This window comes from Shinella sp. M27, assembly GCF_049199905.1.
Classification (GTDB): domain Bacteria; phylum Pseudomonadota; class Alphaproteobacteria; order Rhizobiales; family Rhizobiaceae; genus Shinella.
Genome location: NZ_JBLZPK010000033.1, coordinates 1 through 22,917, shown reverse-complemented (window position 1 = coordinate 22,917; position 22,917 = coordinate 1). Strand labels below are relative to the sequence as shown.

Here is a 22,917-nt window from a genome sequence, read left to right as displayed (position 1 = left end):
CCCCCCCCCCCCCCCCCCCCCCGCCGCCACGGGCGATTTTCTTCCTGACACCCATTCATGCGCGATGCCGTGACGGCATTGCGGGAGCGAAGCCTTGTCATTCAATGCCACCAGACCGAACCTGCTCGCCGCGCCCGGCGTCGCCTGGCTCGTCGCCTTCATGGTGGTGCCATGCGTGCTGGTGCTGAGCTATGCCTTCTTCCAGCGCGGCGTTTGGGGCGGGGTGGAATATACCTTCACGCTGGAGAATTTCGCCCGCGTCCTCGACCCGCTCTATGCGAAGATCTTTCTCAATTCCGCGCGCATCGCGCTGACGGCGACGGTCGTCGCCATCCTCATCGCCTATCCGGCGGCTTACGCGATTTCCCGTGCGCCAAAAATGTCGCAGCCGATTCTGCTGTTCTTTGCGGTGCTGCCCTTCTGGAGCAATTACCTGATCCGCACCTATGCCTGGATCGTGCTCTTGAACCGCGAGGGCCTGATCAACAACCTGCTGCGCTGGCTGGGTTACACCGGCGAGCCGCTGTCGATGCTCTATACCGAGAGCGCCGTCATCACCGGCCTCGTTTATAACTACCTGCCCTTCGTCATCCTCGCGATCTATTCCACGCTGTCGCGGTTGAACCCCGAGCTGATGGAAGCCTCGCGCGATCTCGGCGCCGGGCCGGTGCGCACCTTCCTGCGGGTCACGCTGCCGCTCACCCTGCCGGGCGTTGCGGCCGGCGGGGTCTTCGTCTTCGTGCTCTCCATCGGCAATTTCGTGACGCCGGCGCTGCTCGGCGGCGGGCGGTTCCAGATGGTCGGCAACCTCGTCTATGACCAGTTCCTGACCGCGAACGACTGGCCATTCGGCGCGGCACTCGGCGCGGCGCTGATCCTCACCATGATCGTGCTGCTTCTCCTGCAGGCCCGCGCCACGGCGCATGCCAGCGGCGAGCGCAAGGCGGAGGCGGCGCAATGAACGCCTCGTTTTCCGGCAAATTGCCGGGCCGCATCGTGCTGCTGCTGGTCTTCGGCTTTCTCTACCTGCCGATCGCCGTGCTCGTGCTGCTTTCCTTCAACGACAGCGGCTTGCCGACCTCCTGGTCCGGCTTCTCCATCCGCTGGTATGGCGCGCTGCTGGCCAACACGGACATCCTGCGCGCCGCCGGCAACACGCTCATCGTCGCGATCTTCGCCACCGTCATCTCCACCGTGCTCGGCACGCTCATGGCGCTCGGCATGGAGACGCGGCGCCGCAAGAGCAACGGGTTGGAAGCGCTCGCCTTCGCACCGATGGTCATTCCCGACATCGTGCTGGCCGTGGCGCTGCTCACCTTCTTCTCGCGCCTCGGGCTCGCGATGGGGCTGCACACCATCATCATCAGCCATGTCATCTTCGACCTTGCCTTCGTCTGCTCGGTCGTCAGGGCGCGGCTCAAGCATTTCGATTTTTCCATTGTCGAAGCCTCGCGCGATCTCGGTGCGTCGGGCTGGACGACCTTCTGGCGCGTCACCTTCCCGGTGCTGCTGCCGTCGATCGTTGCGGGCGCGCTGCTCGCCTTCACGCTCTCGGTCGACGAGTTCATCATCGCCTTCTTCACGGCGGGCGCCGGGCGCTCGTCCATTACCCTTCCCATGCAGATCTATTCGATGATCCGCTTCGGCATCACGCCCGAGGTCAATGCGCTCGCCACCATCGTCATGGGTGTCAGCGCGACGGCGCTTTTGATCTCGCAATGGCTCAACAGAGAACAGCAGGTCCCATGAACGCATCCAGCAATCCGATCCTGCGCATCGAGGGCGTCGGCAAGGCGTTCGGGCCGGTGACGGCGGTCGACAATGTGACGCTCGATATCCGCGAGAACGAGTTCTTCGCGCTGCTCGGCCCCTCCGGCTGTGGCAAGACCACGCTTCTGCGCATGCTCGCCGGTTTCGAAAGCCTGAATACGGGGCGTATTCTGCTGGAAGGCAAGGACATTTCCCCGCTGCCGCCGGAAAAGCGGCCGCTCAACCTGATGTTCCAGTCCTACGCGCTGTTTCCCCATATGACGGTCCGCCAGAACCTCTCCTACGGCCTCGAAATGGAGCGGCTCGACAAGGCCGAGATCCGCCGCCGGGTCGATGAGACCCTGGCGACGACGGACCTCACCGCATTCGCCGACCGCAAGCCCGAACAGCTCTCCGGCGGCCAGAAGCAGCGCGTGGCGCTCGCCCGCGCGCTGGTGAAGCGGCCGAAGGTGCTGCTGCTCGACGAGCCGCTGGGCGCGCTCGACAAGAAGCTGCGGGAAAAGATGCAGCTTGAACTGAAGCGCATGCAGCACGAGGCCGGCATCACCTTCATCATCGTCACGCATGATCAGGAGGAGGCGCTGGTCATGGCCGACCGCATGGCGATCCTCAGGGACGGCCGCCTGTTGCAGGTCGGCGCGCCGGAGGAAGTCTATGAGCGCCCGGCCGACCGCTTCGTCGCCAATTTCATCGGCGTGATGAACTTCATCGAGGGCACGGTCAGTGCGAACGGCTTTTTCCGCTCGGAAGGCCTTGAGGTGAAGGCTGCGGGCAATGCCGGCCCCGCAACGCTCGCGGTGCGCCCGGAAAACATCACCATCGGCCCGCCCGGCGACCTGCCGGTATCCGGCACCATCGTCGATATCGCCTATCACGGCCTCGACCGGGTGCTGCATGCCAAAACGGCCGCGACGGCCACGCCGCTTCAGGTCCGCATTCCCGCCAGCGGGGCCGGCAACTGGAAGATCGGCGATGCGCTGAGCCTCAAGATCGATCCGGTGAAATGCCGGCTCTTCCAATGAATAAAGAGGGGAACACCATGTCCAAGACCATCGCATTCTTCCCGGAAGCGGCCTTCGGCCCGGCGCTGAATTCCGTCGGCATCGCCCAGGCCGTCGAAGCACTCGGCCACAGGGCCGTCTTCCTCTCCGATCCCGGTTTCGTCTCGGTCTATGAGGGCTACGGCTTCGAGGCCCATGCGGTGAACCTTTCCGAGCCGATGCCGCCGGAACAGATGGCGAAATTTTGGGAGGATTTCATCAACGGCCACATCCCGAACTTCCGCAAATCGCCCTACGACCAGGTCGACAACTATGTGAAGGATTGCTGGACGGCGATCGTCGATAGCGCCAAATGGGCGCAGAAGGACCTGCCGGCCGTGCTGGCCAGGATCAAGCCGGACCTGATCTGCGTCGACAACGTCATCCTCTTCCCGGCGATCAAGCAATACGGCACGCCCTGGGTGCGCATCATTTCCTGCTCGGAAAACGAGATCGAGGATCCGAAGATCCCGCCGCATCTCTCCGGTTGCGGCGAGAAGGATTTTGCGGGCCATGCCGCCTATCGCGATCACTTCAACGCCGTGATCAAGCCGATCCACGACGATTTCAACGCCTTCCTCGGTGCGAACAACGAGGCGGCCTATCCGATCGGCCAGTTCTTCGAGGCCTCGCCCTTCATGAATCTGCTGCTCTATCCGGAGGCGGTGAAATTCGATCGCGAGCATCCGCTCGATGCGAACCGGTTCCAGTATCTCGAAGGCTGCGTGCGCAAGGAAAAGCCCTATGAGGTGCCGGCCTTTGCGGAAAACAACGACAAGCCGCTGATCTACATCTCCTTCGGCTCGCTGGGGGCCGGGGATACGGATCTTCTCAAGCGTCTGATCACGACCATCGGCAAGCTGCCCTACCGGGCGCTGGTCAATGTCGGCGATTACAAAGACCAGTACGAGAACCTGCCGGGCAACGTCATCGTCGACAGCTGGTTCCCGCAGCCCTCGGTGATCCCGCAGGTCGATGCGGCGATCCATCACGGCGGCAACAACTCGTTCACGGAGTGCCTCTATTTCGGCAAGCCGGCCATCATCATGCCCTATGTTTGGGACGGTCACGACAACGCAACCCGCGTCGACGAGACCGGCCACGGCTTCAAGATGCCGCGCTACGACTGGACGGATGCCGACCTCGCCGCAAAGCTGGAGGCCTGCGTCAACAGCCCGACCATGAAGACGCGCCTTGCCGCCACCAGCGCCCATATGCAGGCCCGCAACGGTCCGAAGAAGGCCGCCGGCATTCTCGACGAACTCGTGAAGACGGGTGCCTACAATGGTTGAGACGACAAATTCTTCGGCGCCGCATATCTACAATGCGACCACCTTTTCCGACCTCGTCGATTGGGGCGACCAGCCGGACAGCCAGGAGGGGCAATCGCATTCCTCCGGCCGGCTCGTCTTCAAGGGGCCGAACAACCAGCCGGAATCCGGTATCTGGGTCTGCACGCCGGGCCGCTGGCGGCTGTCGATCCCGCGCGACGAATTCTGCCATTTCGTGGCGGGACGGGCAGTCTATCGCTCGGACGAAGGCGAGGTGATCGAGGTCGAAGCCGGCACCGTCGTCATGTTCCCCGGCGGCTGGACCGGCGAATGTACCGTCATCGAGACCATGCGCAACATCTACATGCTGGCCTGACGCAAAGAGACATTGAAAGGAAAGATCATGACCGCGACACCCCTGATGCGCAAGCCGCTGGAAGAAACCGACCTCAAGGACTGGGGTATCATCCCCACCATGATCGAGGGCGAAAGCCGCACCTCCGGCAAGGTCATCCACAAGGGTCCGAACGGCCAGTCCGAATGCGGCCTGTGGATCTGCACCCCCGGCAAATGGTTCTGCCACGTCACCAGCGACGAGTTCTGCCACTTCCTCGAAGGGCGCTGTACCTATGTGCACGAAAGCGGCGAGGTGATCGAGATCACCCCCGACACCGCCGCGTTCTTCCCGAAGGACTGGAAGGGTGAATGCACCGTCCATGAGACGGTGAAGAAAGTCTACATGATCCGCTGAGGCACGGAGCCCTGCCCCTCATCCGCCTGCCGGCACCTTCTCCCCGCAGGCGGGGAGAAGGGACTTGCCGTGCCCTCTCATCTCCCTCGCCCCGCTTGCGGGGAGAGGGCGGGGTGAGGGGCAAGCGCCGTTCCGATCCGCAGAACGTCAAGGAAATATCGCCATGTTCAACCCCGCCGAACCCGTGTTCTACCGGCATCCGGCCTATCTCCCCAGCCAGGGCGCGCGCCATCAGGTGATCGACCCCGCGACGCTCGTCACCGTCGGCACCATCGCCGATACGACGCTGGAGAACATGGAGGCCGTGCTCGATGCCGCTGCCGCGGCGCAGCGCGACTGGAAACGGCTCGACGCCAAGACGCGGGCGACGATCCTGCACCGCATCGCCAACCGCATCGAGGCGACCGACATGCGGCGCTGCGCGGAACTGATGTCGCGCGAGATGGGCAAACCCTATCCGGAGGCGATCGGCGAGGTGGCGAACTGCGCCGGCGCCTTCCGCTATTTTGCGGAAATGGCCCGCGATGAGGGCGGCAAGGTGGCGGGCACCACGCAGGCCGGCTCCTTCCAGCACGCTCGCTACGAAGCGCTTGGCACGAGCGTGCACATCATGCCGTTCAATTTCCCGATCCTGCTGATGTGCTGGACGGTCGCGGCGTCGCTCGCATCCGGCAATGCCTGCATCATCAAGCCTGCGCCGGCGACGACGCTCTCGACCCTGGCCTTCATGCCGGTTTTCGAAGCGCTGCCCGAAGGCCTCATTGCCTGCCTGCCGGGTGGCATCGAGCTCGGCAGCGCCTTGATCGCCTCTGCTAAAACCCATGCGGTGGCGTTCACCGGCTCCGTTGCGGCAGGCAAGGCTGTGGCGATGGCCGCCGCAGCGCAGATGAAGCCCGCCGTCATCGAGGCGGGTGGCTCGGATCCGATGATCATAACCGCAAATGCACCGCTCGATGTCGCCGCCGCCGGCGCCGTCACGGCCGCATTCCATATGTCCGGCCAGGTCTGCACCTCGGCGGAGCGGTTCTTCGTCGTCGATGCCGTGCATGACGCTTTCATCGAAAAGTTCGCCGCCGAGACGCGGCGTCTGCGCATCGGCAACGGCCTCAGCCGGGCCGAGATCGGCCCGCTCGTCAGCGAGGCGGCGCGGGACAAAGTCATCCGGCTGGTGGAGGACGCCAAGGCCAAGGGCGCGACGGTGGTGCTCGGCGGAAAGATCCCGGACAGCGAGCCGACGGGCTGGTTCTACGAGCCGACCATTCTCACAAACTGCACGCCCGACATGGCGATCCTGCGTGAGGAGTGTTTCGGCCCGGTCGCCGCCGTCATGCGGGTGAAGGATTTCGACGAAGCGATCGAACGGGCCAATGACAGCGAATTCGGCCTCGGCGCTTCCGTCTTCACCACCTCGCTCGAAGAGGCGATGGAGGCGGCGGACCGGCTGGAGGCCGGCATGGTCTGGGTCAACAATCCGCTCATCGACAACGATGCGCTGCCATTCGGCGGCTGGAAGAAATCCGGTCTTGGCCGCGAGCTGTCGAAACTCGGCCTCGATGCCTTCCGCCGCTCGAAAATGGTCATCATCGACCACAAGCCGGTGATCCAGGGCTGGTGGTATCCCTATCCGGACGACTGGTTTTACGAGGAGGGCGGGCGCAAGCACGTTTGAAGGACGAGCCGCTATTTTCTACGGAAAGCTGTTTGGAGGCGGCAATCCAGCCCTTCAACCGTGGAAAGGGAAAATTTCGTATCGCGAAGTCTGCCGCATGACAGAAGTATGAAACGCGAATTTACGAGTATGGCGAAATTGAGAATAAATACCCTACCAAACTTATAGGGATCCTATATAACTCCCTTCCAGAGAAAAGGGCGGGCATGACTGCACGCCTCCGGAAGGCTCGAAAACGGGCCTCCAAGAAGGGATGATGGCGAATGAGCAATGCGAAACTCGACGGCCGTTCCACCTATGGCGCGCTTGGCGCCATCAACGATCGTCGTGCACGCCGTGCCGAGCGGCAGATCCTCATCAGCAACATCGCCGTCGTCGGCGCTTTCCTCTTCGTCAGCGCTGTCATTTTCGGCTTCGTCGGCTGATATCGGCCGCCATTCGGACTAGGTGGCAATAGCGCCAGCCAGGGCGGTTGTGGCGCTTGTAGCGCTTGTAGCCGTTTTCATTCTTTCACGACATTTGTTGGCCGAGACCCGGACACGGTTTTCCATTGTCCGCCCCGCGCATGCGCATCGCACGCTCGTTATTTCTGCTTTGGCCAGAGCGCGAATGCCCGAAACGAGGCAAGCCGCGCGCAAAAACCCGGTCCACCTGACAAAATTTTGTCGCGGATGTGGAAGAGACGGGGTAGTTGATCGTCATAGTCGCAGTGCCGATACTGAAAGCCTGATTGATGTCCGACCTTTTGAAGCGTTTTGCCGCCTATTATCGCCCGCACCGTGGCCTATTCGCGCTCGATTTCACGTCCGCCGTCGCGGCCGGCCTGCTGGAGCTTGCCTTCCCGGTTGCCGTGACGCTGTTCATCGACCGCCTTCTGCCCACCGGCCAGCTCGAGATGATCGCGCTTGCCGCTGTCGGCCTTTTTCTCATCTATCTCTTCAATGCAGGCCTGCAGGTCATCGTTACCTATTGGGGCCACATGCTCGGCGTGCGCATCGAGGCCGAGATGCGCCGCAAGGCCTTCGATCATCTGCAAAAGCTTTCCTTCGGCTATTTCGACAACCAGAAGACCGGCCATCTCGTGGCGCGGCTGACCAAGGATCTCGAGGAGATCGGCGAGGTCGCCCATCACGGACCGGAAGACCTCTTCATCGCCATCATGACGCTGGTCGGCGCCTTCATCCTGATGCTCTGGGTGCATGTGCCGCTGGCGCTGATCACCGCCGTCATCGTGCCGCTGACGGCCTGGGTCACCACGCATTACGGCGCGCGCATGACGACGACCTGGCACGCGCTCTATGGCCGCGTGGCGGACTTCAACGCCCGTATCGAGGAGAATGTCGGCGGCATCCGCGTGGTGCAGGCCTTCGCCAACGAGGATCACGAGCGAAAACTGTTTGCCGAGAGCAACAACAATTATCTCACGACCAAGATGCAGGCCTACAAGGTGATGGCGGCATCTGCCTCGCTCTCCTACCTCTCTATGCGCTTCGTGCAGGTCGTGGTGATGCTGGCGGGCGCGTGGTTCGTGGTGCATGGCGAGCTTTCGGCCGGCGGCTTCGTCGGCTTTCTGCTGCTGATCAACGTGTTCTTCCGGCCGATCGACAAGATCAACTCGATCATCGAGACCTATCCGAAGGGCATTGCCGGCTTTACGCGCTACACGAAGTTCCTCGACACAGAGCCCGATATCCGCGACCGCGCGGATGCGAAAGAGGTGAGCCGCCTCAATGGTGATATCGAATATCGTGACGTCGGCTTCGGCTACAGCGCCGACAAGGCGGTGTTCGACGGGCTGAGCTTGTCGATCAAGGCGGGTGAGACCATCGCTTTCGTCGGCCCCTCCGGTGCCGGCAAGACGACGATCTGCTCGCTTCTGCCGCGCTTCTACGAGATCACGGCGGGCACGATCGCCATCGACGGCATCGATATCAGGGACATGACGCTCAGGTCGCTGCGCTCCAATATCGGCATCGTGCAGCAGGACGTCTTCCTCTTTGCCGGCTCCGTGCGCGAAAACATCGCCTATGGCCGGCTCGATGCGACGGAAGCGGAAATCCTGGATGCGGCCCGACGCGCGCGCCTCGACGACGTGATCGCCAATCTTGCCGACGGGCTCGACACCGTCATCGGCGAGCGCGGCGTGAAACTCTCGGGTGGCCAGAAGCAGCGGCTTGCCATCGCGCGCATCTTCCTGAAGAACCCGCCGATCCTCATTCTCGATGAGGCGACGTCGGCGCTCGACACGGAGACGGAGCGGGCGATCCAGCAGTCGCTCGCCGAGCTTTCGGCCGGACGCACGACGCTGGTCATCGCTCACCGTCTGGCGACCATCGCCAATGCCGACCGTATCCTCGTCGTCGATGATGGCCGCATCGTCGAGAGCGGCAACCATGCCGATCTTATCGCGAAGAAGAACGGCCGCTACCGCAATCTCCAGGCGGCCCAGAGCGAAGGCGGATCGGTGCATCCGTTCCAGCTCAAGGGATAGGCGCGGGCTTTCGCGGCCCCGCCCACTGCTATTCGATGTCCATCGCCCGCTTGTGTTCGGCGACCTCGGCAAGCAGCCAGTCCTGGAAGACGCTGGCGCCGGCCTTGTTGCCGACGCTGCGGCGCTGCTGGAGATAGTAGCCGGCCGGATAGGCATGGCGGGCGGCAAAGGGGGCGACCAGCTTGCCCTGCCGCAACAGGTCTTCCGCCATGATCGTATCGGCCAGCGCCACGCCGGCACCATTCATCGCCTCGCGCATGATGAGCGTGCAGTCGTGCAGGGTGGAGCTCGCCGGAATGCCGGCGTCGGAAACGCCTTCCTGCTCCAGCCATTGTTTCCAGCGCGTCGTCTCGCATTCGTGGATGATATGGTGGTGCACGAGATCGGCCGGCGAACGCAGTGGTGCCGGCCCTTCCAGCAGAGAAGGCGCGCAGACCGGAGTCAGCAGCAGCGGGATCATCAGCGTCAGGGCCGGGCCGGCCTTGTAGACGAACTCGTCGATGATGGCGAGGTCGACATTGGTCCGCTTGCCCGAGGTGGAGATTTCCAGATCGACGCTCGGATGCAGGCGGCGGAAGTTCGGCAGGCGATCCGCCAGCCACAGATTGAGGAAGGTCGGCTCGCACATCAGCTTGACGCGCTGCGCCTTGTGGCTGCGCGGCCCGTCCTGAAGGCTCACATCCTCCGTCGCGCGCCAGATCGTCTCGAAGGCCTCCGAAAGCGTGCGGGCATAGTAGGAGCCGCGCATCGTCGGCGTCACCTGGCGGAAGCCGCGCTCGAACAGTTCCTGTCCCAGCGTCTTTTCCAGAGTGCGGATGTGCCGGCTGACTGCCGAGGGCGTCAGATGCAGCTCTTCCGCCGCGTCCTTGATGCTGCCGAGGCGTGCGGCGGCCTCGAAAGCGCGCATGCCGTTGAGTGAAGGTAGGGCCATGGCGGGACCATGGATTATCACCTGAGTTTTTGTCAATCGATATGGTCGAAATTGACGCTTGAACGCCCGCCCCCTTCGGCGCTACCGATTTGAAACGAGCCTCTAAGTCGCCATGAGAAAACGTTTATTTGCTCTGGCACCCATTCGCCATCGGTGATGGCTGGTTTCCGGCACGGCTATCGTTTGCGGACTGGCGAGATATATCGCCCGCGCGGTGGGACATGTCCGTGCAGCCAGCCTTGCGTTGCTGTAACAGGAAGTAGTCTTCATGCCCCAATCGCCCGTCCCGGTCTTCGAAGCGGCTGACGCCATCGCCAAGGATGCGCCCGTCATCGTGATCCTGAAAGCCGACGGAAAGGGCCTTGGCCCGCGCGCCGCAGAGCTCGATGCCGCGGCCGGCGGGATCGTCTCACGCGCCTGTTCCGCCGCTGCCGATGCCGGCACTTGCATCGACCTCGTTCCGCCGCAGGGTGTCGCGGCTCACCGCATTATCGTGCTTTCGCTCGGCAAGGCCGAGGCCGTCAGCGCGCTCTCGCTGGCAAAGGCCGGCGGCAGCCTTGCCGCGCATCTGGAAGACAAGGGCGAGGCTGCGGCGACGCTGGTCCTCGATCCCATCGCGGGTGCGGCCCTTTCGGAGGCCGAAATCCTCGCCCGTGTCGCGCTCGGCCTGCGGCTCAGGCGCTATCGCTTCGACCTGCGCAACAAGCGGCGGATCGCGGCCGACGACAAGGCCTGGAAAATCCAGCTGGTCGGCGCGGACAAGACCGCGCTCGATGCCGCGCTGGTGCGGGCCAATGCCGTGGGCGAAGGCGTCGAATATGCCCGCACCCTCGTCAACCTGCCGCCGAACCATCTCCACCCCGACAGTTTCGCCGAGCATCTCGAGCCGCTGCGCGCAGCCGGCATCGAGGTCGAAGTTCTGGACGCCGACCGGCTCAAGGATCTCGGCATGAACGCGATCCTGGCGGTCGGTTCCGGCTCGGTGCGGGCGCCGAAGATCGCGGTTTTGCGTTATCGCGGCGAGGGATCCGGCGAGCAGCCGCTCGCCTTCGTCGGCAAGGGGGTCTGCTTCGATTCCGGCGGCCTCTGCATCAAAGGCGGCGCGCAGATGTTCGACATGAAGGCCGATATGGGCGGTGCCGCCGCCGTCGTCGGCCTCCTCCTGTCGCTGGCGCGGCAGAAAAGCCCGGTTCATGTCGTCGGCGTTCTCGGCATCGCCGAGAACCTGCCTTCCGGCACGGCGCTGAAGCCGCGCGAGATCATCACCACAGGCTCGGGCCAGACGGTCGAGGTGTTCGATACCGATGCGGAGGGACGGCTGATCCTCGCGGATTGCCTCTACTATACCGCCATGCGCTTCGAGCCGTCTGCTATCGTCGATCTCGCAACGCTCACCTATTCCGTCATGCGCGGTCTCGGCTCGATCTTCGCCGGTCTGTTCAGCACCGATGATGCGATTGCCGCCCAGATGATTGCGGCCGGCGAGGTCGTCGGCGAGCGCTTCTGGCGCCTGCCGCTTGACCCGGCCTATGACGAGGGCTTGAAATCGCCGCTCGCCGACCTGCGCCACCATGCCAAGGACATGGAGGACGGTGACGCGCCCTATGCGGCGGCCTTCCTGCGCCATTTCACGGAAGGCCGCCCCTGGGTGCATCTCGATATTGCTGGCAAAGAACTTTTCCCGGAGGATCGTCCGTTCGGCCGGGAAGGCGCCAGCGCCTTCGGCGTGCAGATGCTGGAGGAATGGGTGCAGACGAACAGGCTGGGCGCCTAGGCGGCCATGGGAGGAGGAAACATGGCGGCTCATATCAACAGCATCGAGGGACGCGCGCCCTTCCGGGGTTATGAAACCTGGTATCGGGTGACCGGCGATCTCGGCAGCGGCAAGCTGCCTCTGGTCATCCTGCATGGCGGTCCGGGCGTCGCCCATAACTATGTCGATGCCTACAAGCTGCTCGCCCGCGATGGCCGCGCCGTCATCCATTACGATCAGCTCGGCTGCGGCAACTCCACCCTGCTGCCGGAAAAGGGTGCCGATTTCTGGACGCCGCAGCTCTTCATCGACGAGCTGGAAAACCTCGTCGACCATCTCGGTATCCGTAGCGGCTTCCATGTGCTCGGCCAGAGCTGGGGCGGCATGCTGGGTTCCGAATATGCCGTCCTGCAGCCCGATGGCCTCGCGTCGCTGACCATCGCCAATTCGCCCGCTTCCATGAAGCTCTGGGTCGAGGAGGCGAACCGCCTGCGCGCTGACCTGCCGCAGGATGTACAGGACACACTGACGCGGCACGAGACGGCTGGCACGACGGATCACGCCGACTATCAGGCGGCGACCATGGTCTTCTACGAACGGCATGTCTGTCGCATCGTGCCGTTCCCGCCGGAGGTGACGGCGAGCTTCGAGCAGGCGGCGCGCAATCCCACCGTCTATACGCTGATGAACGGACCGAACGAGTTCCACGTCATCGGCACGCTGAAGACCTGGAGCGTCATCGACCGCCTGCCGTCCATCGACGTGCCCACGCTCATCATTTCCGGACGCTACGACGAAGCCACACCCGCCACGGTGCAGCCCTTCAAGGACGGCATCAAGGGCGCGCGCTGGGAGATATTCGAACAGTCCAGCCACATGCCGCATGTCGAGGAGCAGGAAGACTGCATGCGGGTCGTCGGCGACTTCCTTAATCAGAACGATCGATAGAAAAGGGGACAGATATGAAAAAACTGCTTTTGACGGCGTCGGCCGTCGCCCTCCTCGCCGGCGCGTCGCTCGCCCCGGCGCAGGCCGAATATCTCAAGGAACATCGCGGCGGCACCATGCGCCTGCTCGCCCGCTCGGCGGCCGGCACGCTCGATCCGCATATCAACTACACCGACCAGGGCTGGCAGATGTACCAGCCGATCTATGACGGCCTCGTCGCCTTCCGCAAGGCCGAGGGCATGGACGGCTTCACCATCGTTCCCGATCTCGCCGAGGCGCTGCCCGAAGTCACCAATGACGGCAAGACCTTCACCTTCAAGCTGCGCAAGGGCGTCATGTTCTCCAACGGCCAGGAGGTCGGCGTGAAGGACGTGGTCGCCTCGTTCCAGCGCATCTTCAAGGTCTCCGGCCCGACTTCCGGCACCTTCTATGCCGGCATTGTCGGTGCCGACAAATGCCTTGCCGACACCAAGAGTTGCACGCTGGAAGGCGGCGTCGTGGGTGACGAAGCCGCCGGCACGGTGACGATCAACATCGTCAAGCCGGATGCCGAACTTCTCTACAAGCTCGCGCTGCCCCATGCCGTGACGCTGCCTGCCGATACGCCGGCCGAGGATGCCGGCTCCGTGCCGATCCCGAGCACCGGCCCCTACATGATCTCGGCCTTCGACCCCAACAAGGGCATGACCGTCTCGCGCAATCCGCATTTCAAGGAGTGGAGCGCTGACGCCCAGCCGGACGGCTACCCCGACGTGGTGCAGTACGATTTCGGCCTTTCGGAAGAAGCGGCCGTGACGGCGATCCAGAACGGCGAAGCCGACTGGATGTTCGACGCCTTGCCGAGCGACCGCCTGGGCGAACTCGGCACCAAGTACAAGGACCAGCTGCACATCGCGCCGCTGTCGGCCTGGTGGTACGCGCCGCTCAACACGCGCCTCGCCCCCTTCGATAACGTCAAGGCCCGCCAGGCGGTCGCCTTCGCCATCGACCGCAACACGCTGGTCAAGCTGTTCGGCGGCAAGGTTCTCGCTTCGCCGGTCTGCCAGGTCCTGCCGCCGGACTTCCCCGGCCATGTCGACTATTGCCCCTATACGAAGGATCCGGGCGCCAAGTGGTCGGCGCCTGATCTGGACAAGGCCAAGCAGCTGGTCGAGGAATCCGGCACCAAGGGCCAGAAAGTCACGATCATCGTCGAGGATACCGCGGTTTCCCGCTCGATCGGCGTCTATCTGCAGAGCGTGCTGACGAGCATCGGCTATGTCGCCGACGTCAAGCCGATTTCCGCCAATATCCAGTTCACCTATATCCAGAACACCAACAACAAGGTGCAGATGTCGGTAACGCAGTGGTACAAGGATTATCCGGCAGCCTCCGACTTCCTGCATATCCTGTTCGGCTGCGCCTCGTTCCGCGAAGGTTCGGACGCCTCGATCAACATTGCCGGTTTCTGCGATGCGAAGATCGATGAGAAGATGCAGAAGGCGCTCGACCTCGGCGTGACCGACCAGGTTGCTGCGGATGCGATGTGGGCGGAGATCGACCGTGAAGTGACCGACCAGGCCCCGGCCGTCGGCCTCTTCACGCCCAAGCGCCTCGACTTCGTCAGCAAGCGCCTTGGCAATTTCCAGTTCAACCGTCAGTTCAACTGGATGATCACCCAGTCCTGGGTGCAGTAAGACCCGCCGGAGGGGTTTGCGTGTCGAATGAAGCCGTTGCCGTGCAGCGCCGGACGCGAGGGCCTTGGGCCCTCGCTTTTGCGCGATTGAGACGCAACAGGGCCGCCATGGCGTCCCTGGCCATTGTCGTCGTCATCGTCCTTTCCTGTCTCAGCGCGCCGCTTTACGCGCGCTGGGCGGGCGTGGACCCGTTCACATCGACGCTCGATGCCGTCATCCATGTCGATGGCGTCGAAGTGCCGGTGATGGAGGCCTCCACCGAAGGTCTCGGCCTCGGCTACACGCCGATCGGCCCGACCTGGGAGCTCGGCAATTATTTCCTCGGCGCGGACAACCAGGGCCGGGACGTCATGGCGCGCCTGCTCTATGGCGGGCTGAGTTCGCTGATGATCGCCGCCGCCGCCACGGTCTTCACGCTGATCGTCGGCACGACGGCCGGTCTCGTCGCCGGCTATTTCGGCGGTGTCACCGATACGATCCTGTCGCGCCTGCTCGATATCCTCTGGGCCTTCCCGATTTATCTCCTCGCGATCTCGCTATCCATCGTCACCATCACCGCCGGCATTTCCATCGGGCCGGTTACCATCGAGTCCGGCAGTCTCTGGCTGCCGGTGATCATCATCGGCATCGTCTATGTGCCCTATGTGGCGCGGCCCATTCGCGGCCAGGTGCTGTCGCTGCGCAACAGCGAATTCGTGCTGGCCGCGATCAATCTCGGCGTGCCCGGCTGGCGCATTCTCTGGCGCGACATCCAGCCGAACATCACGACGACGCTCATCGTCTTCGTGCCGCTGATGATGGCGCTGAACATGCTGACGGAATCGGCCTTGTCCTTCCTGTCGATCGGCGTTCAGCCGCCGGCCGCAAGCTGGGGCACGATCATCCAGGACGGACAGGCGCTGCTCTACACCCGTCCGCTCGTGGCGCTGGCGCCCGGCATTGCCATTGCGCTGGCCGTGATGGCGCTCAACGTCTTCGGCGACGGTCTGCGCGATGCGCTCGACCCGCGCTCGAAGGTTCAACTGGGGCGTACCTGATGATCTACGCCATCCTGCGTCGCTTTGGTCAGATGCTGTTCGTGATGTTCGGCATTTCCGTCATCGTCTTCCTGATCTTCTTCGCCACGCCCGGTTCCGATCCCGCCGCGCGCATTGCCGGCCGCAACGCCTCGCCCGAGGTGCTGGAGGCTGTGCGCCACTCCTTCGGCTTCGACCGGCCGCTCTATGTGCAGTACGGCCTGATGATGCAGAAGATCTTCGTCACCGGCGATCTCACCTCCTTCGTCAATCGCGGCTGGAAGGTCGTGCCCGCCGTGCTCGATGCGATCCCGGTCACACTGTCGCTGGTGTTCGGCGCGGCGATCCTATGGGTGGTGGTCTCCGTGATCATCGGCATCGTGGCGGCGGCCACGCGGGACAGCTGGCTGGACAAGCTCCTGATGGCGCTCGGCCTGATCGGCATCTCCATGCCCGTCTATTGGCTGGGCGAGGTGATGAACCTCATCACGCAGAGCCGTTATCACGACACCTGGCTGTTCTCGTGGGTACCGCCGCTCGGCTACAAGCCGCTGATGAGCGATCCCAAGGGCTGGTTCCTGACGCTGGTCATTCCGTGGATCACGCTCGCCGTGCTCTATATCGGCATCTATGGCCGCGTGCTGCGCGCCGCGATCATCGAATCCATGCAGGAGGACTTCATCCGCACCGCGCGGGCGAAGGGTCTTTCGGAGACGCGCATCCTGCTGCGCCACGCGCTGCGCACCTCGCTGATTGCCTTCGTCACCCTGTTCGGCCTGGATTTCGGCGCACTCGTCGGCGGTTCGGCCCTGCTGACCGAGGTGGTGTTCGGCCTCAACGGCATCGGCAAGCTCACCTATGACGCGATGCAGAACCTCGATCTGCCGATGATCATGGCGACGGTGATGTATGCCTCGATGTTCGTGGTCATCGCCAATGCGGTGGTCGATTTCGTCTATATCCTTCTCGATCCCCGCGTGAGGACGTCATGATGCTCTCCGTGCGTGACCTCAAGGTCTCGTTCCGCACCGAAGACGGCCTCGTGCGGGCCATCGACGGCGTCTCCTTCGATCTCGAAGAGGGCGAAATCCTCGGCGTCGTCGGCGAATCCGGCTCCGGCAAGACCGTCTCGCTGCTCGCGGTCATGGGATTGATCACCGATCCCAACGCGACGATCGAAGGCTCGATCCGCTACAAGGGCCGCGAACTGATCGGCCTGCCGGCGAAGGAGCTGCGCCGCCTGCGCGGCAACGAGATCGCCATGATCTTCCAGGACCCGATGACGGCGCTGACGCCGGTCTATACGATCGGCTGGCAGATCGCCGAACAGATCCGCGCCCACCGGAACATCAGCAAGGCGAAGGCACTGGACCGGGTGGAGGAACTGCTCGCCGAAGTGAACTTTCCCAATCCGCGCGAGGCGATGTCGCGTTATCCGCACCAGCTGTCCGGCGGCATGCGCCAGCGCGCCGTCATCGCCATGGCGCTCTCCTGCAACCCGGCGCTGCTCGTCGCCGACGAGCCGACGACGGCGCTCGACGTCACCGTGCAGGCCGGCATTCTCGATCTCGTGCGCAAGCTGCGCGCCACCTATAATTCGGCGGTCGTCTTCATAACGCATGACATGGGCGTGGTGTCCGAACTCGCTGACCGGGTGATGGTTATGTATGCCGGGCGCGTGGTGGAGCGCGGCAGCCGGGCCGCGTTGTTTTCCGATCCGCGCCATCCCTATACCCGCGCATTGCTCGGCTCGATCCCCCCGTTGACTGGCGAGAAACCGCGCCGCCTGCCGGCCATTCCCGGCTCGCCGCCCTCGCTGCTGCGCCTGCCGCAGGGCTGCGCCTTCGGACCGCGCTGTCCCGTGCGTTTCGACGACTGCGCGGCCGAAAAACCCGCCCTTGGGGATGGCCTCCACGCCGCCGCCTGCCTTCGGGAGGTGCAAGCATGAGCGACATGATGACGACGACAGAAGGCCCCATCCTCGAAACCCGCGCGTTGATGAAGCGCTTTTCGATCGGCACGCGCTTCTCGGCGGAGGGCCGGCGGACCGTTCATGCCGTCGATAATGTTTCGCTGACGGTGCGGCGCGGTGAAACACTCGGCCTCGTCGGCGAATCCGGCTGCGGAAAATCGACGCTCGCGCGCTGCCTTGTCCGGCTCTACGATATTACCGGCGGCCAGCTGTTCTTCGAGGGCGACGACATCACCGGCAAATCGCTACGGGAGATGCGCCCGCTCCGCCGCCGTCTCCAGATGGTGTTCCAGGATCCCTCCGCCTCGCTCAATCCCCGCCGCCGCGTCGGGGATCTCGTCGCCGAGCCGCTGCGCATCCACACCAGGCTCTCGTCCGCCGAGATCGACCGGCGGGTCGCGGAACTCTTCGATATCGTCGGCCTCCTGCCGGATCATGTTAAACGCTATCCGCATGAATTCTCCGGCGGCCAGCGCCAGCGCGTCGGCATCGCCCGCGCCATCGCCCTCAATCCGGACCTCGTGGTGCTGGACGAGCCGGTTTCGGCGCTCGACGTGTCGGTGCAGGCACAGATCGTCAACCTGCTTGCCGATCTCCAGGAAAAGCTCGGCCTCACCTATATCTTCATCGCCCATGACCTGTCGGTCGTGCGCCAGGTCTCGACGCGCATCGCGGTGATGTATCTGGGCTCGGTGGTCGAGGAAGGTCCGGCGGAAGCGGTGTTCTCCGCGCCGGCCCATCCCTATAGCCAGGCGCTGATCTCGGCCGTGCCGGTGGTGGAGACGACGCCGGGCGGATCGCGCAAGCGCATCCTGCTGACCGGCGATGTGCCGAGCCCGCTCAACCCGCCCTCCGGCTGCCGCTTCCACCCACGCTGTCCGATTGCCCAGGATCGCTGCCGCACCGAGCGCCCCGAGCCGCAATCCTTCGGCGCGGGCCGGAAGGTCGCCTGCCATTTCCCGACGCTATAGACGGCGGCTTTCGGGACAAAGACGTAAAAGGGAGCACGCGAACTGCTCCCTTTTTTCGTAGAGGGCACTCCTCAATCCGGGAGTATTTTTCTCTTCCCGGTACGATCTTTCTCCCTGTCACCTTTGAAGCTCCCGACTGCTTTTCGCGCCACGACATCGTGCTTGCACGGGCATAGGGCCGTGCGCTCTCTGCAGGTTCACAACCATCGCCTTGACAGCATTCCATGCGCCCTCATATATAAACGAAGAATTCACATAGAAATTGCGCGAAGCTTTCAGGTTTGGCGCGGGGGGGAGAAAATGGACGACAACGGACTGTTGGCCGGCCTGACCGTAATCGATATGAGCCAGTTTCTGTCAGGGCCCTATTGCTCGCTGCGGCTGCTCGATCTTGGCGCCCGCGTCATCAAGATCGAGCGGCCCGACGGCGGCGATCTTTCGCGGCGGCTCTATCTCAGCGATACCGAGGTGGGTGGGGATTCGACGCTGTTCCACGCCATCAACCGCGGCAAGGAAAGCCTCGGAATTGATCTGAAGAATGCCGAGGATCTGGCTTTCCTGCGCAAGCTGATCGGTGAGGCCGATGTTGTCATCCAGAATTTCCGGCCCGGCGTCATCGAGCGGCTCGGCCTCGACTACGAGACGGTGAAGGCGATCAATCCGGCCATCGTCTATGCGTCGATCAGCGGCTATGGCGAGGAGGGCCCCTGGGTCATGCGGCCGGGGCAGGACCTTCTCGCGCAGGCCCGCTCCGGGCTGATGTGGCTGAACGGCGACGAGCAGCAGGGGCCGGTGCCCTTCGGTCTGGCGGTTGCCGACATGCTGGCCGGCGCCAATACCTGCCAGGGCATTCTCGCGGCGCTGGTGCGCCGGGGCATTTCCGGCAGGGGCGCGCATATCCAGACCAGCCTGCTGGAAAGCCTCGTCGATTTCCAGTTCGAGGTGCTGACCACCCATCTGAACGACGGTGGCCGCAAACCGAAACGCTCCGGCTTCCGCAGCGCGCATGCCTATCTGTCCGCGCCTTACGGGGTCTATCCGGCCAAGGACGGTTATCTCGCGATCGCCATGACGCCGCTCGGCCGCTTGCAGGACCTGCTGGATCTCGAAGCGCTCGCGGTCTATCGCGACGACGCCAAGGCCTGGTTTACGGAGCGCGATACGGTCAAGCAGATTATCGCGGCGCGCATCGCGACCGAGACGGTCGATCACTGGCTTTCCATTCTCGAGCCTGCCGATATCTGGTGCTCGAAGGTGCTGGAATGGCCGGATCTGTTGACGAGCGAAGGCTTCCAGATCCTCGACATGCTGCAGACGGTGACGCGGGAAGACGATGTCGCCATCGGCACGACGCGCTGCCCCATCCGTGTCGATGGCGCGCGGCCGTCCGGCGGCCGGGCCGCGCCGCGCATCGGCGAACACACGGCGCGCATTCGAGAGGAATTCGCATGAGCGCGATCACCCTGAAAGGCATGACATGGAGCCATCCGCGCGGTTACGATCCGATGGTGGCCTGTTCCGAGGATTGGCTGAAGCGGACCGGCGTGCGCATCGAATGGGACAAGCGCTCGCTGCAGGATTTCGAGAGTTTTTCGGTCGAAGAGCTTGCCCGCCGCTACGATCTCATCGTGATCGATCATCCGCATGTCGGCCAGATCACGGCGGAGAATTGCCTTGCGGCGCTGGACCTACCGGGCCGGGAGGCGGATTTCGCAGCCCTTGCCGCCGGCAGCGTCGGCGCGTCTTTTCCAAGCTACAACTGGCAGGGCGCGCAATGGGCCTTTCCGATCGACGCCGCCACGCAGGTGCTAGCCTATCGACCGGATCGGCTGACGGCGGCGCCGCGGACCTGGGCGGCGGTGCTCTATCTAGCGAAGGCCGGGGAAGTGCTGCTGACGCTACGCCCACCGCATTCGCTGATGTGCCTGTTCTCGCTCTGCGGCAATCTTGGCCGTCCGTGTTCGGTCGAGAAGGATCGACCCTTCGCCGATGCGGAGATCGGCGTGCAGGCGCTTGAGATGATTCGCGAACTGGCGGCGCTGGTCGATCCCGCCTGCCTCGGCATGGACCCCATCGCGGCATTGGACAGGATGGGCGAGGCAGGCTCGCCCTACACCGTCTCGCCGCTGATCTACGGTTATGTCAGCTATTCGCTGGACGGGTTTCGCGCGAACCGCATCGCCTTTTCGGATATGCCCGTGGCAGGAGGGGCAGGGCCGTCAGGCTCGGCGCTCGGCGGCACGGGCATTGCCGTTTCGGCCTTCTCCGAAAACCGCGCGGCGGCCATCGACTTCGCCTATTGGATCGCAAGCGGGCCGGTGCAGGCTGACCGCTACTGGCGTTCGGGCGGCCAGTGCGGCCACGCCGCGGGCTGGGAGGACGACGGGGCGAATGCCGCCACGCTCGGCTTCTACCGGGAGACGCGCAGGACGCTGGAAGGCGGCTGGCTGCGGCCGCGCCACGATGGCTACATGCCGTTCCAGGCCGCGGCGTCAGAGCGCATCAATCAGGCTGTGACCAGCAACGAGCCGGCGGCCAAGGCGATTGCCGACCTGAACGATCTCTTCGTGAAGAGTTTCCCGTAGGCTTCCAGCGCCTCAATCCTCGGCCGAAAAGCCGGCGCCCGCCATGTCCGACAGCGTCTTGGTCGCCTCCATGAGGAGTTGGATCGACGTCGAGATATCGGGCGCCGCCGGCGCATTGATCAGCGTGATATAGGGCACGGTGAGGGCCGCAATCGCGGTGCCGTCGGCGCCGAGCACGGGGGCCGAAAGGTTGATGACGCCAGCCGTCTGGGCGCTCGGCATCATCTCGTAGCCGCGCGAACGGATGAGGTCGAGGCGCGCCAGGAATTCCGGCGTCGCACGCCCGTCCTCGCCCCCGCTGCCGACATTTTCGGCGATCATGCGCATGCGCTCCTGCGGCGAGCGGAAGGCGAGCAGGGCATGGCCGGAGCCGGTCTCGAACAGGCTGATGCGCGAGCCGACGCGGATGGAGATACCCCAGTAACCGGGCGCCTCCTGCTGGGCGATGACGACGGGATTGCCGCGGTCGAACACGACGAGCTGGTTGGCCTGCCGCGAGGTCTCGGCAAGCTCGCGCATCAGGGGAACCGCGAAGGAGACGAGGCGCCGCACCGGAGCATGGAGTTGGGCGAGGCCGAAGAGTTTCAGCGTCAGCGAAAAACGGTCGCCGTCGATGCGTGTGACATAGCCGCGTTTCACCAGCCGATCGAGCATCCGGTAGAATTCGTTCGGGCTGCGATCAAGCCGCTTGGCGATTTCCGCCTGGGTCAATCCGCCATCCACGGCAGCGAGGAGTTCGAGGATATCCAGGCCCTTGTCGAGCGCCGGCGCCCTGTAGCGATCATTTTCGTCTTCTGACACGCGGCATCCCCTGTGAATAAGCAATTTCATATACGCACAAACCAGTCATGACAATCGGGCGTTTTCAGTTATCGCTTGACGACGGGTGAATAAATGGTTTGTATATAAATGAAGCTCTTATTGGTAAGGGCTGGCGAAAAGCCAATGGGAGGAGAGAATGACGAGATTTCTAGCCGGCGTTGCCGCCGGTGCCGTGATCTGCGCCTGGGCGGGTGCCGCGCTTGCTGCCGATCTGCCGGGTAAGTTTGAAGGTGTCACCGTCGATGCGAAGCTCATCGGCGGTCAGCAGTATGAGGCGCTCTATGCGCGCATCGCCGAATGGGAGAAGGCGACCGGCGCGAAGGTGAACGTTCTCTCGAAGAAGAACCATTTCGAGCTGGACAAGGAGATCAAGTCGGACATCGCGACCGGCAACATCACCTGGTGCGTCGGCTCGAACCATTCGTCATTCGCCCCGCAATATCCGGATATCTACACCGACCTGAACGCGCTTCTGCCGAAGGAGGAGATCGACGCTTTCGTGCCGGCCAACATCGCCTCCTCGACGCTCGGCGGCAAGCTGGTCATGCTGCCGCGCGCGCAGTTCGACGTGTCCGCGCTCTACTACCAGAAGAGCCTCTACCAGGACGACGCCAAGAAGGCGGCGTTCAAGGAAAAGTACGGCTACGACCTCGCGCCGCCGGATACCTGGCAGCAGGTCACCGACCAGGCGATCTTCTTCTCCAGCCCGCCGGATTTCTACGGCACGCAATATGCCGGCAAGGAAGAGGCGATCAATGGCCGCTTCTATGAAATGCTGGTTGCGGAAGGCGGCGAATATCTCGACGCCGACGGCAAGCCTGCTTTCAATTCGGACGCCGGCGTGCGTGCGCTCGACTGGTTCGTGAACCTCTACAAGGCCAAGGCCGTTCCGGCCGGCACGACCAACTATCTCTGGGACGATCTCGGTCAGGGTTTTGCCTCCGGCACCATCGCGGTCAATCTCGACTGGCCTGGCTGGGCAAGCTTCTTCAACGATCCGAAGTCGTCCAAGGTCGCCGGCAATGTCGGCGTGAAGGTGCAGCCGGCTGGCTCTTCCGGCAAGCGCACCGGCTGGTCCGGCCACCACGGCTTCTCGGTCACGGAAAGCTGCGCCAACAAGGAAGCGGCCGCCTCGCTCGTCTGGTTCCTCACCAACGAGGACAGCCAGAAGCTGGAATCCGCCGCCGGCCCGCTGCCGACGCGCACGGCCGTCTGGGAATACAACATCAAGCAGGCTGAAAGCGATCCCTA

The 22,917-nt window shown here is 63.7% G+C and carries 21 protein-coding genes; 19 read left to right on the top strand and 2 right to left on the bottom strand.

What is annotated here, in order from left to right; genetic code table 11:
- Positions 1-160: 160 nt before the first annotated feature.
- The 9 genes from ACOZK4_RS13205 to ACOZK4_RS13165 all read left to right on the top strand — a co-directional run bounded on the left by ACOZK4_RS13205 (position 161) and on the right by ACOZK4_RS13165 (position 8,992).
- A complete protein-coding gene (locus tag ACOZK4_RS13205; RefSeq protein WP_421592404.1) occupies positions 161-961 on the top strand; it encodes an ABC transporter permease in 801 nt (266 codons plus the stop codon).
- Positions 958-1,749 carry an ABC transporter permease gene (locus tag ACOZK4_RS13200; RefSeq protein ID WP_421592270.1) on the top strand — a complete coding sequence of 264 codons (792 nt, stop codon included), beginning with the start codon at positions 958-960 and terminating at the stop codon, positions 1,747-1,749. The genes ACOZK4_RS13205 and ACOZK4_RS13200 overlap by 4 nt, the downstream gene beginning before the upstream one ends.
- Complete coding sequence (locus ACOZK4_RS13195; RefSeq protein ID WP_421592269.1) at positions 1,746-2,792, top strand: ABC transporter ATP-binding protein; 1,047 nt, start codon at positions 1,746-1,748, stop codon at positions 2,790-2,792. Before ACOZK4_RS13200 ends, ACOZK4_RS13195 begins: the two co-directional genes overlap by 4 nt.
- A gap of 17 nt (positions 2,793-2,809) precedes the next feature.
- Positions 2,810-4,102, top strand: a complete 1,293-nt coding sequence (locus ACOZK4_RS13190; RefSeq protein WP_421592268.1) for a nucleotide disphospho-sugar-binding domain-containing protein — start codon at positions 2,810-2,812, stop codon at positions 4,100-4,102.
- The gene (locus ACOZK4_RS13185) at positions 4,095-4,457 is read left to right on the top strand and encodes a cupin domain-containing protein (RefSeq protein WP_421592267.1); all 363 of its coding nucleotides are present in this window, start codon (positions 4,095-4,097) and stop codon (positions 4,455-4,457) included. The genes ACOZK4_RS13190 and ACOZK4_RS13185 overlap by 8 nt, the downstream gene beginning before the upstream one ends.
- A gap of 27 nt (positions 4,458-4,484) precedes the next feature.
- Positions 4,485-4,832, top strand: a complete 348-nt coding sequence (locus ACOZK4_RS13180) for a cupin domain-containing protein (RefSeq protein WP_117370281.1) — start codon at positions 4,485-4,487, stop codon at positions 4,830-4,832.
- Between the two features lie 163 nt (positions 4,833-4,995).
- The gene (locus tag ACOZK4_RS13175; RefSeq protein ID WP_421592266.1) at positions 4,996-6,501 is read left to right on the top strand and encodes an aldehyde dehydrogenase family protein; all 1,506 of its coding nucleotides are present in this window, start codon (positions 4,996-4,998) and stop codon (positions 6,499-6,501) included.
- 263 nt (positions 6,502-6,764) lie between these two features.
- The gene (locus ACOZK4_RS13170; RefSeq protein WP_313523828.1) at positions 6,765-6,926 is read left to right on the top strand and encodes a hypothetical protein; all 162 of its coding nucleotides are present in this window, start codon (positions 6,765-6,767) and stop codon (positions 6,924-6,926) included.
- 308 nt (positions 6,927-7,234) lie between these two features.
- Positions 7,235-8,992, top strand: coding sequence for an ABC transporter ATP-binding protein (locus tag ACOZK4_RS13165; RefSeq protein ID WP_421592265.1), 1,758 nt, complete (start codon positions 7,235-7,237; stop codon positions 8,990-8,992).
- A 28-nt stretch (positions 8,993-9,020) separates the two neighbouring features.
- Here the strand turns inward: ACOZK4_RS13165 and ACOZK4_RS13160 are convergent, their stop codons facing one another.
- Complete coding sequence (locus ACOZK4_RS13160; protein WP_421592264.1) at positions 9,021-9,923, bottom strand: LysR family transcriptional regulator; 903 nt, start codon at positions 9,921-9,923, stop codon at positions 9,021-9,023.
- A gap of 268 nt (positions 9,924-10,191) precedes the next feature.
- On the opposite strand from ACOZK4_RS13160, the gene ACOZK4_RS13155 reads away from it, so the two are divergent.
- The 9 genes from ACOZK4_RS13155 (at position 10,192) to ACOZK4_RS13115 (ending at position 20,844) form a co-directional block, all read left to right on the top strand.
- Positions 10,192-11,697: a leucyl aminopeptidase gene (locus tag ACOZK4_RS13155; RefSeq protein ID WP_421592263.1), complete on the top strand. Its 1,506-nt coding sequence runs from the start codon at positions 10,192-10,194 to the stop codon at positions 11,695-11,697.
- 21 nt (positions 11,698-11,718) lie between these two features.
- Positions 11,719-12,624 (top strand): proline iminopeptidase-family hydrolase, encoded by a 906-nt coding sequence (locus ACOZK4_RS13150; protein WP_421592262.1) that lies wholly within the window; start codon positions 11,719-11,721, stop codon positions 12,622-12,624.
- Positions 12,625-12,638: 14 nt separating this feature from the next.
- Positions 12,639-14,300 (top strand): ABC transporter substrate-binding protein, encoded by a 1,662-nt coding sequence (locus tag ACOZK4_RS13145; protein WP_421592261.1) that lies wholly within the window; start codon positions 12,639-12,641, stop codon positions 14,298-14,300.
- Positions 14,301-14,320: 20 nt separating this feature from the next.
- Positions 14,321-15,337: an ABC transporter permease gene (locus tag ACOZK4_RS13140; protein WP_313523810.1), complete on the top strand. Its 1,017-nt coding sequence runs from the start codon at positions 14,321-14,323 to the stop codon at positions 15,335-15,337.
- Positions 15,337-16,308 (top strand): ABC transporter permease, encoded by a 972-nt coding sequence (locus tag ACOZK4_RS13135; RefSeq protein ID WP_117370273.1) that lies wholly within the window; start codon positions 15,337-15,339, stop codon positions 16,306-16,308. The genes ACOZK4_RS13140 and ACOZK4_RS13135 overlap by 1 nt, the downstream gene beginning before the upstream one ends.
- Positions 16,305-17,264 carry an ABC transporter ATP-binding protein gene (locus ACOZK4_RS13130; RefSeq protein ID WP_421592260.1) on the top strand — a complete coding sequence of 320 codons (960 nt, stop codon included), beginning with the start codon at positions 16,305-16,307 and terminating at the stop codon, positions 17,262-17,264. Before ACOZK4_RS13135 ends, ACOZK4_RS13130 begins: the two co-directional genes overlap by 4 nt.
- The gene (locus ACOZK4_RS13125) at positions 17,261-18,259 is read left to right on the top strand and encodes an ABC transporter ATP-binding protein (RefSeq protein WP_421592259.1); all 999 of its coding nucleotides are present in this window, start codon (positions 17,261-17,263) and stop codon (positions 18,257-18,259) included. The genes ACOZK4_RS13130 and ACOZK4_RS13125 overlap by 4 nt, the downstream gene beginning before the upstream one ends.
- 300 nt (positions 18,260-18,559) lie before the next feature.
- The gene (locus tag ACOZK4_RS13120; protein WP_421592258.1) at positions 18,560-19,711 is read left to right on the top strand and encodes a CaiB/BaiF CoA transferase family protein; all 1,152 of its coding nucleotides are present in this window, start codon (positions 18,560-18,562) and stop codon (positions 19,709-19,711) included.
- Entirely contained in the window at positions 19,708-20,844 is a 1,137-nt protein-coding gene (locus tag ACOZK4_RS13115) for an ABC transporter substrate-binding protein (RefSeq protein WP_421592257.1), read from the top strand. The genes ACOZK4_RS13120 and ACOZK4_RS13115 overlap by 4 nt, the downstream gene beginning before the upstream one ends.
- Positions 20,845-20,856: 12 nt before the next feature.
- Here ACOZK4_RS13115 and ACOZK4_RS13110 read toward each other — a convergent pair whose 3' ends face one another.
- A complete protein-coding gene (locus ACOZK4_RS13110; RefSeq protein ID WP_421592256.1) occupies positions 20,857-21,645 on the bottom strand; it encodes an IclR family transcriptional regulator in 789 nt (262 codons plus the stop codon).
- Positions 21,646-21,802: 157 nt separating this feature from the next.
- On the opposite strand from ACOZK4_RS13110, the gene ACOZK4_RS13105 reads away from it, so the two are divergent.
- Positions 21,803-22,917: ABC transporter substrate-binding protein (locus ACOZK4_RS13105; protein WP_421592255.1), on the top strand; the 1,115-nt coding region annotated here is incomplete at its 3' end.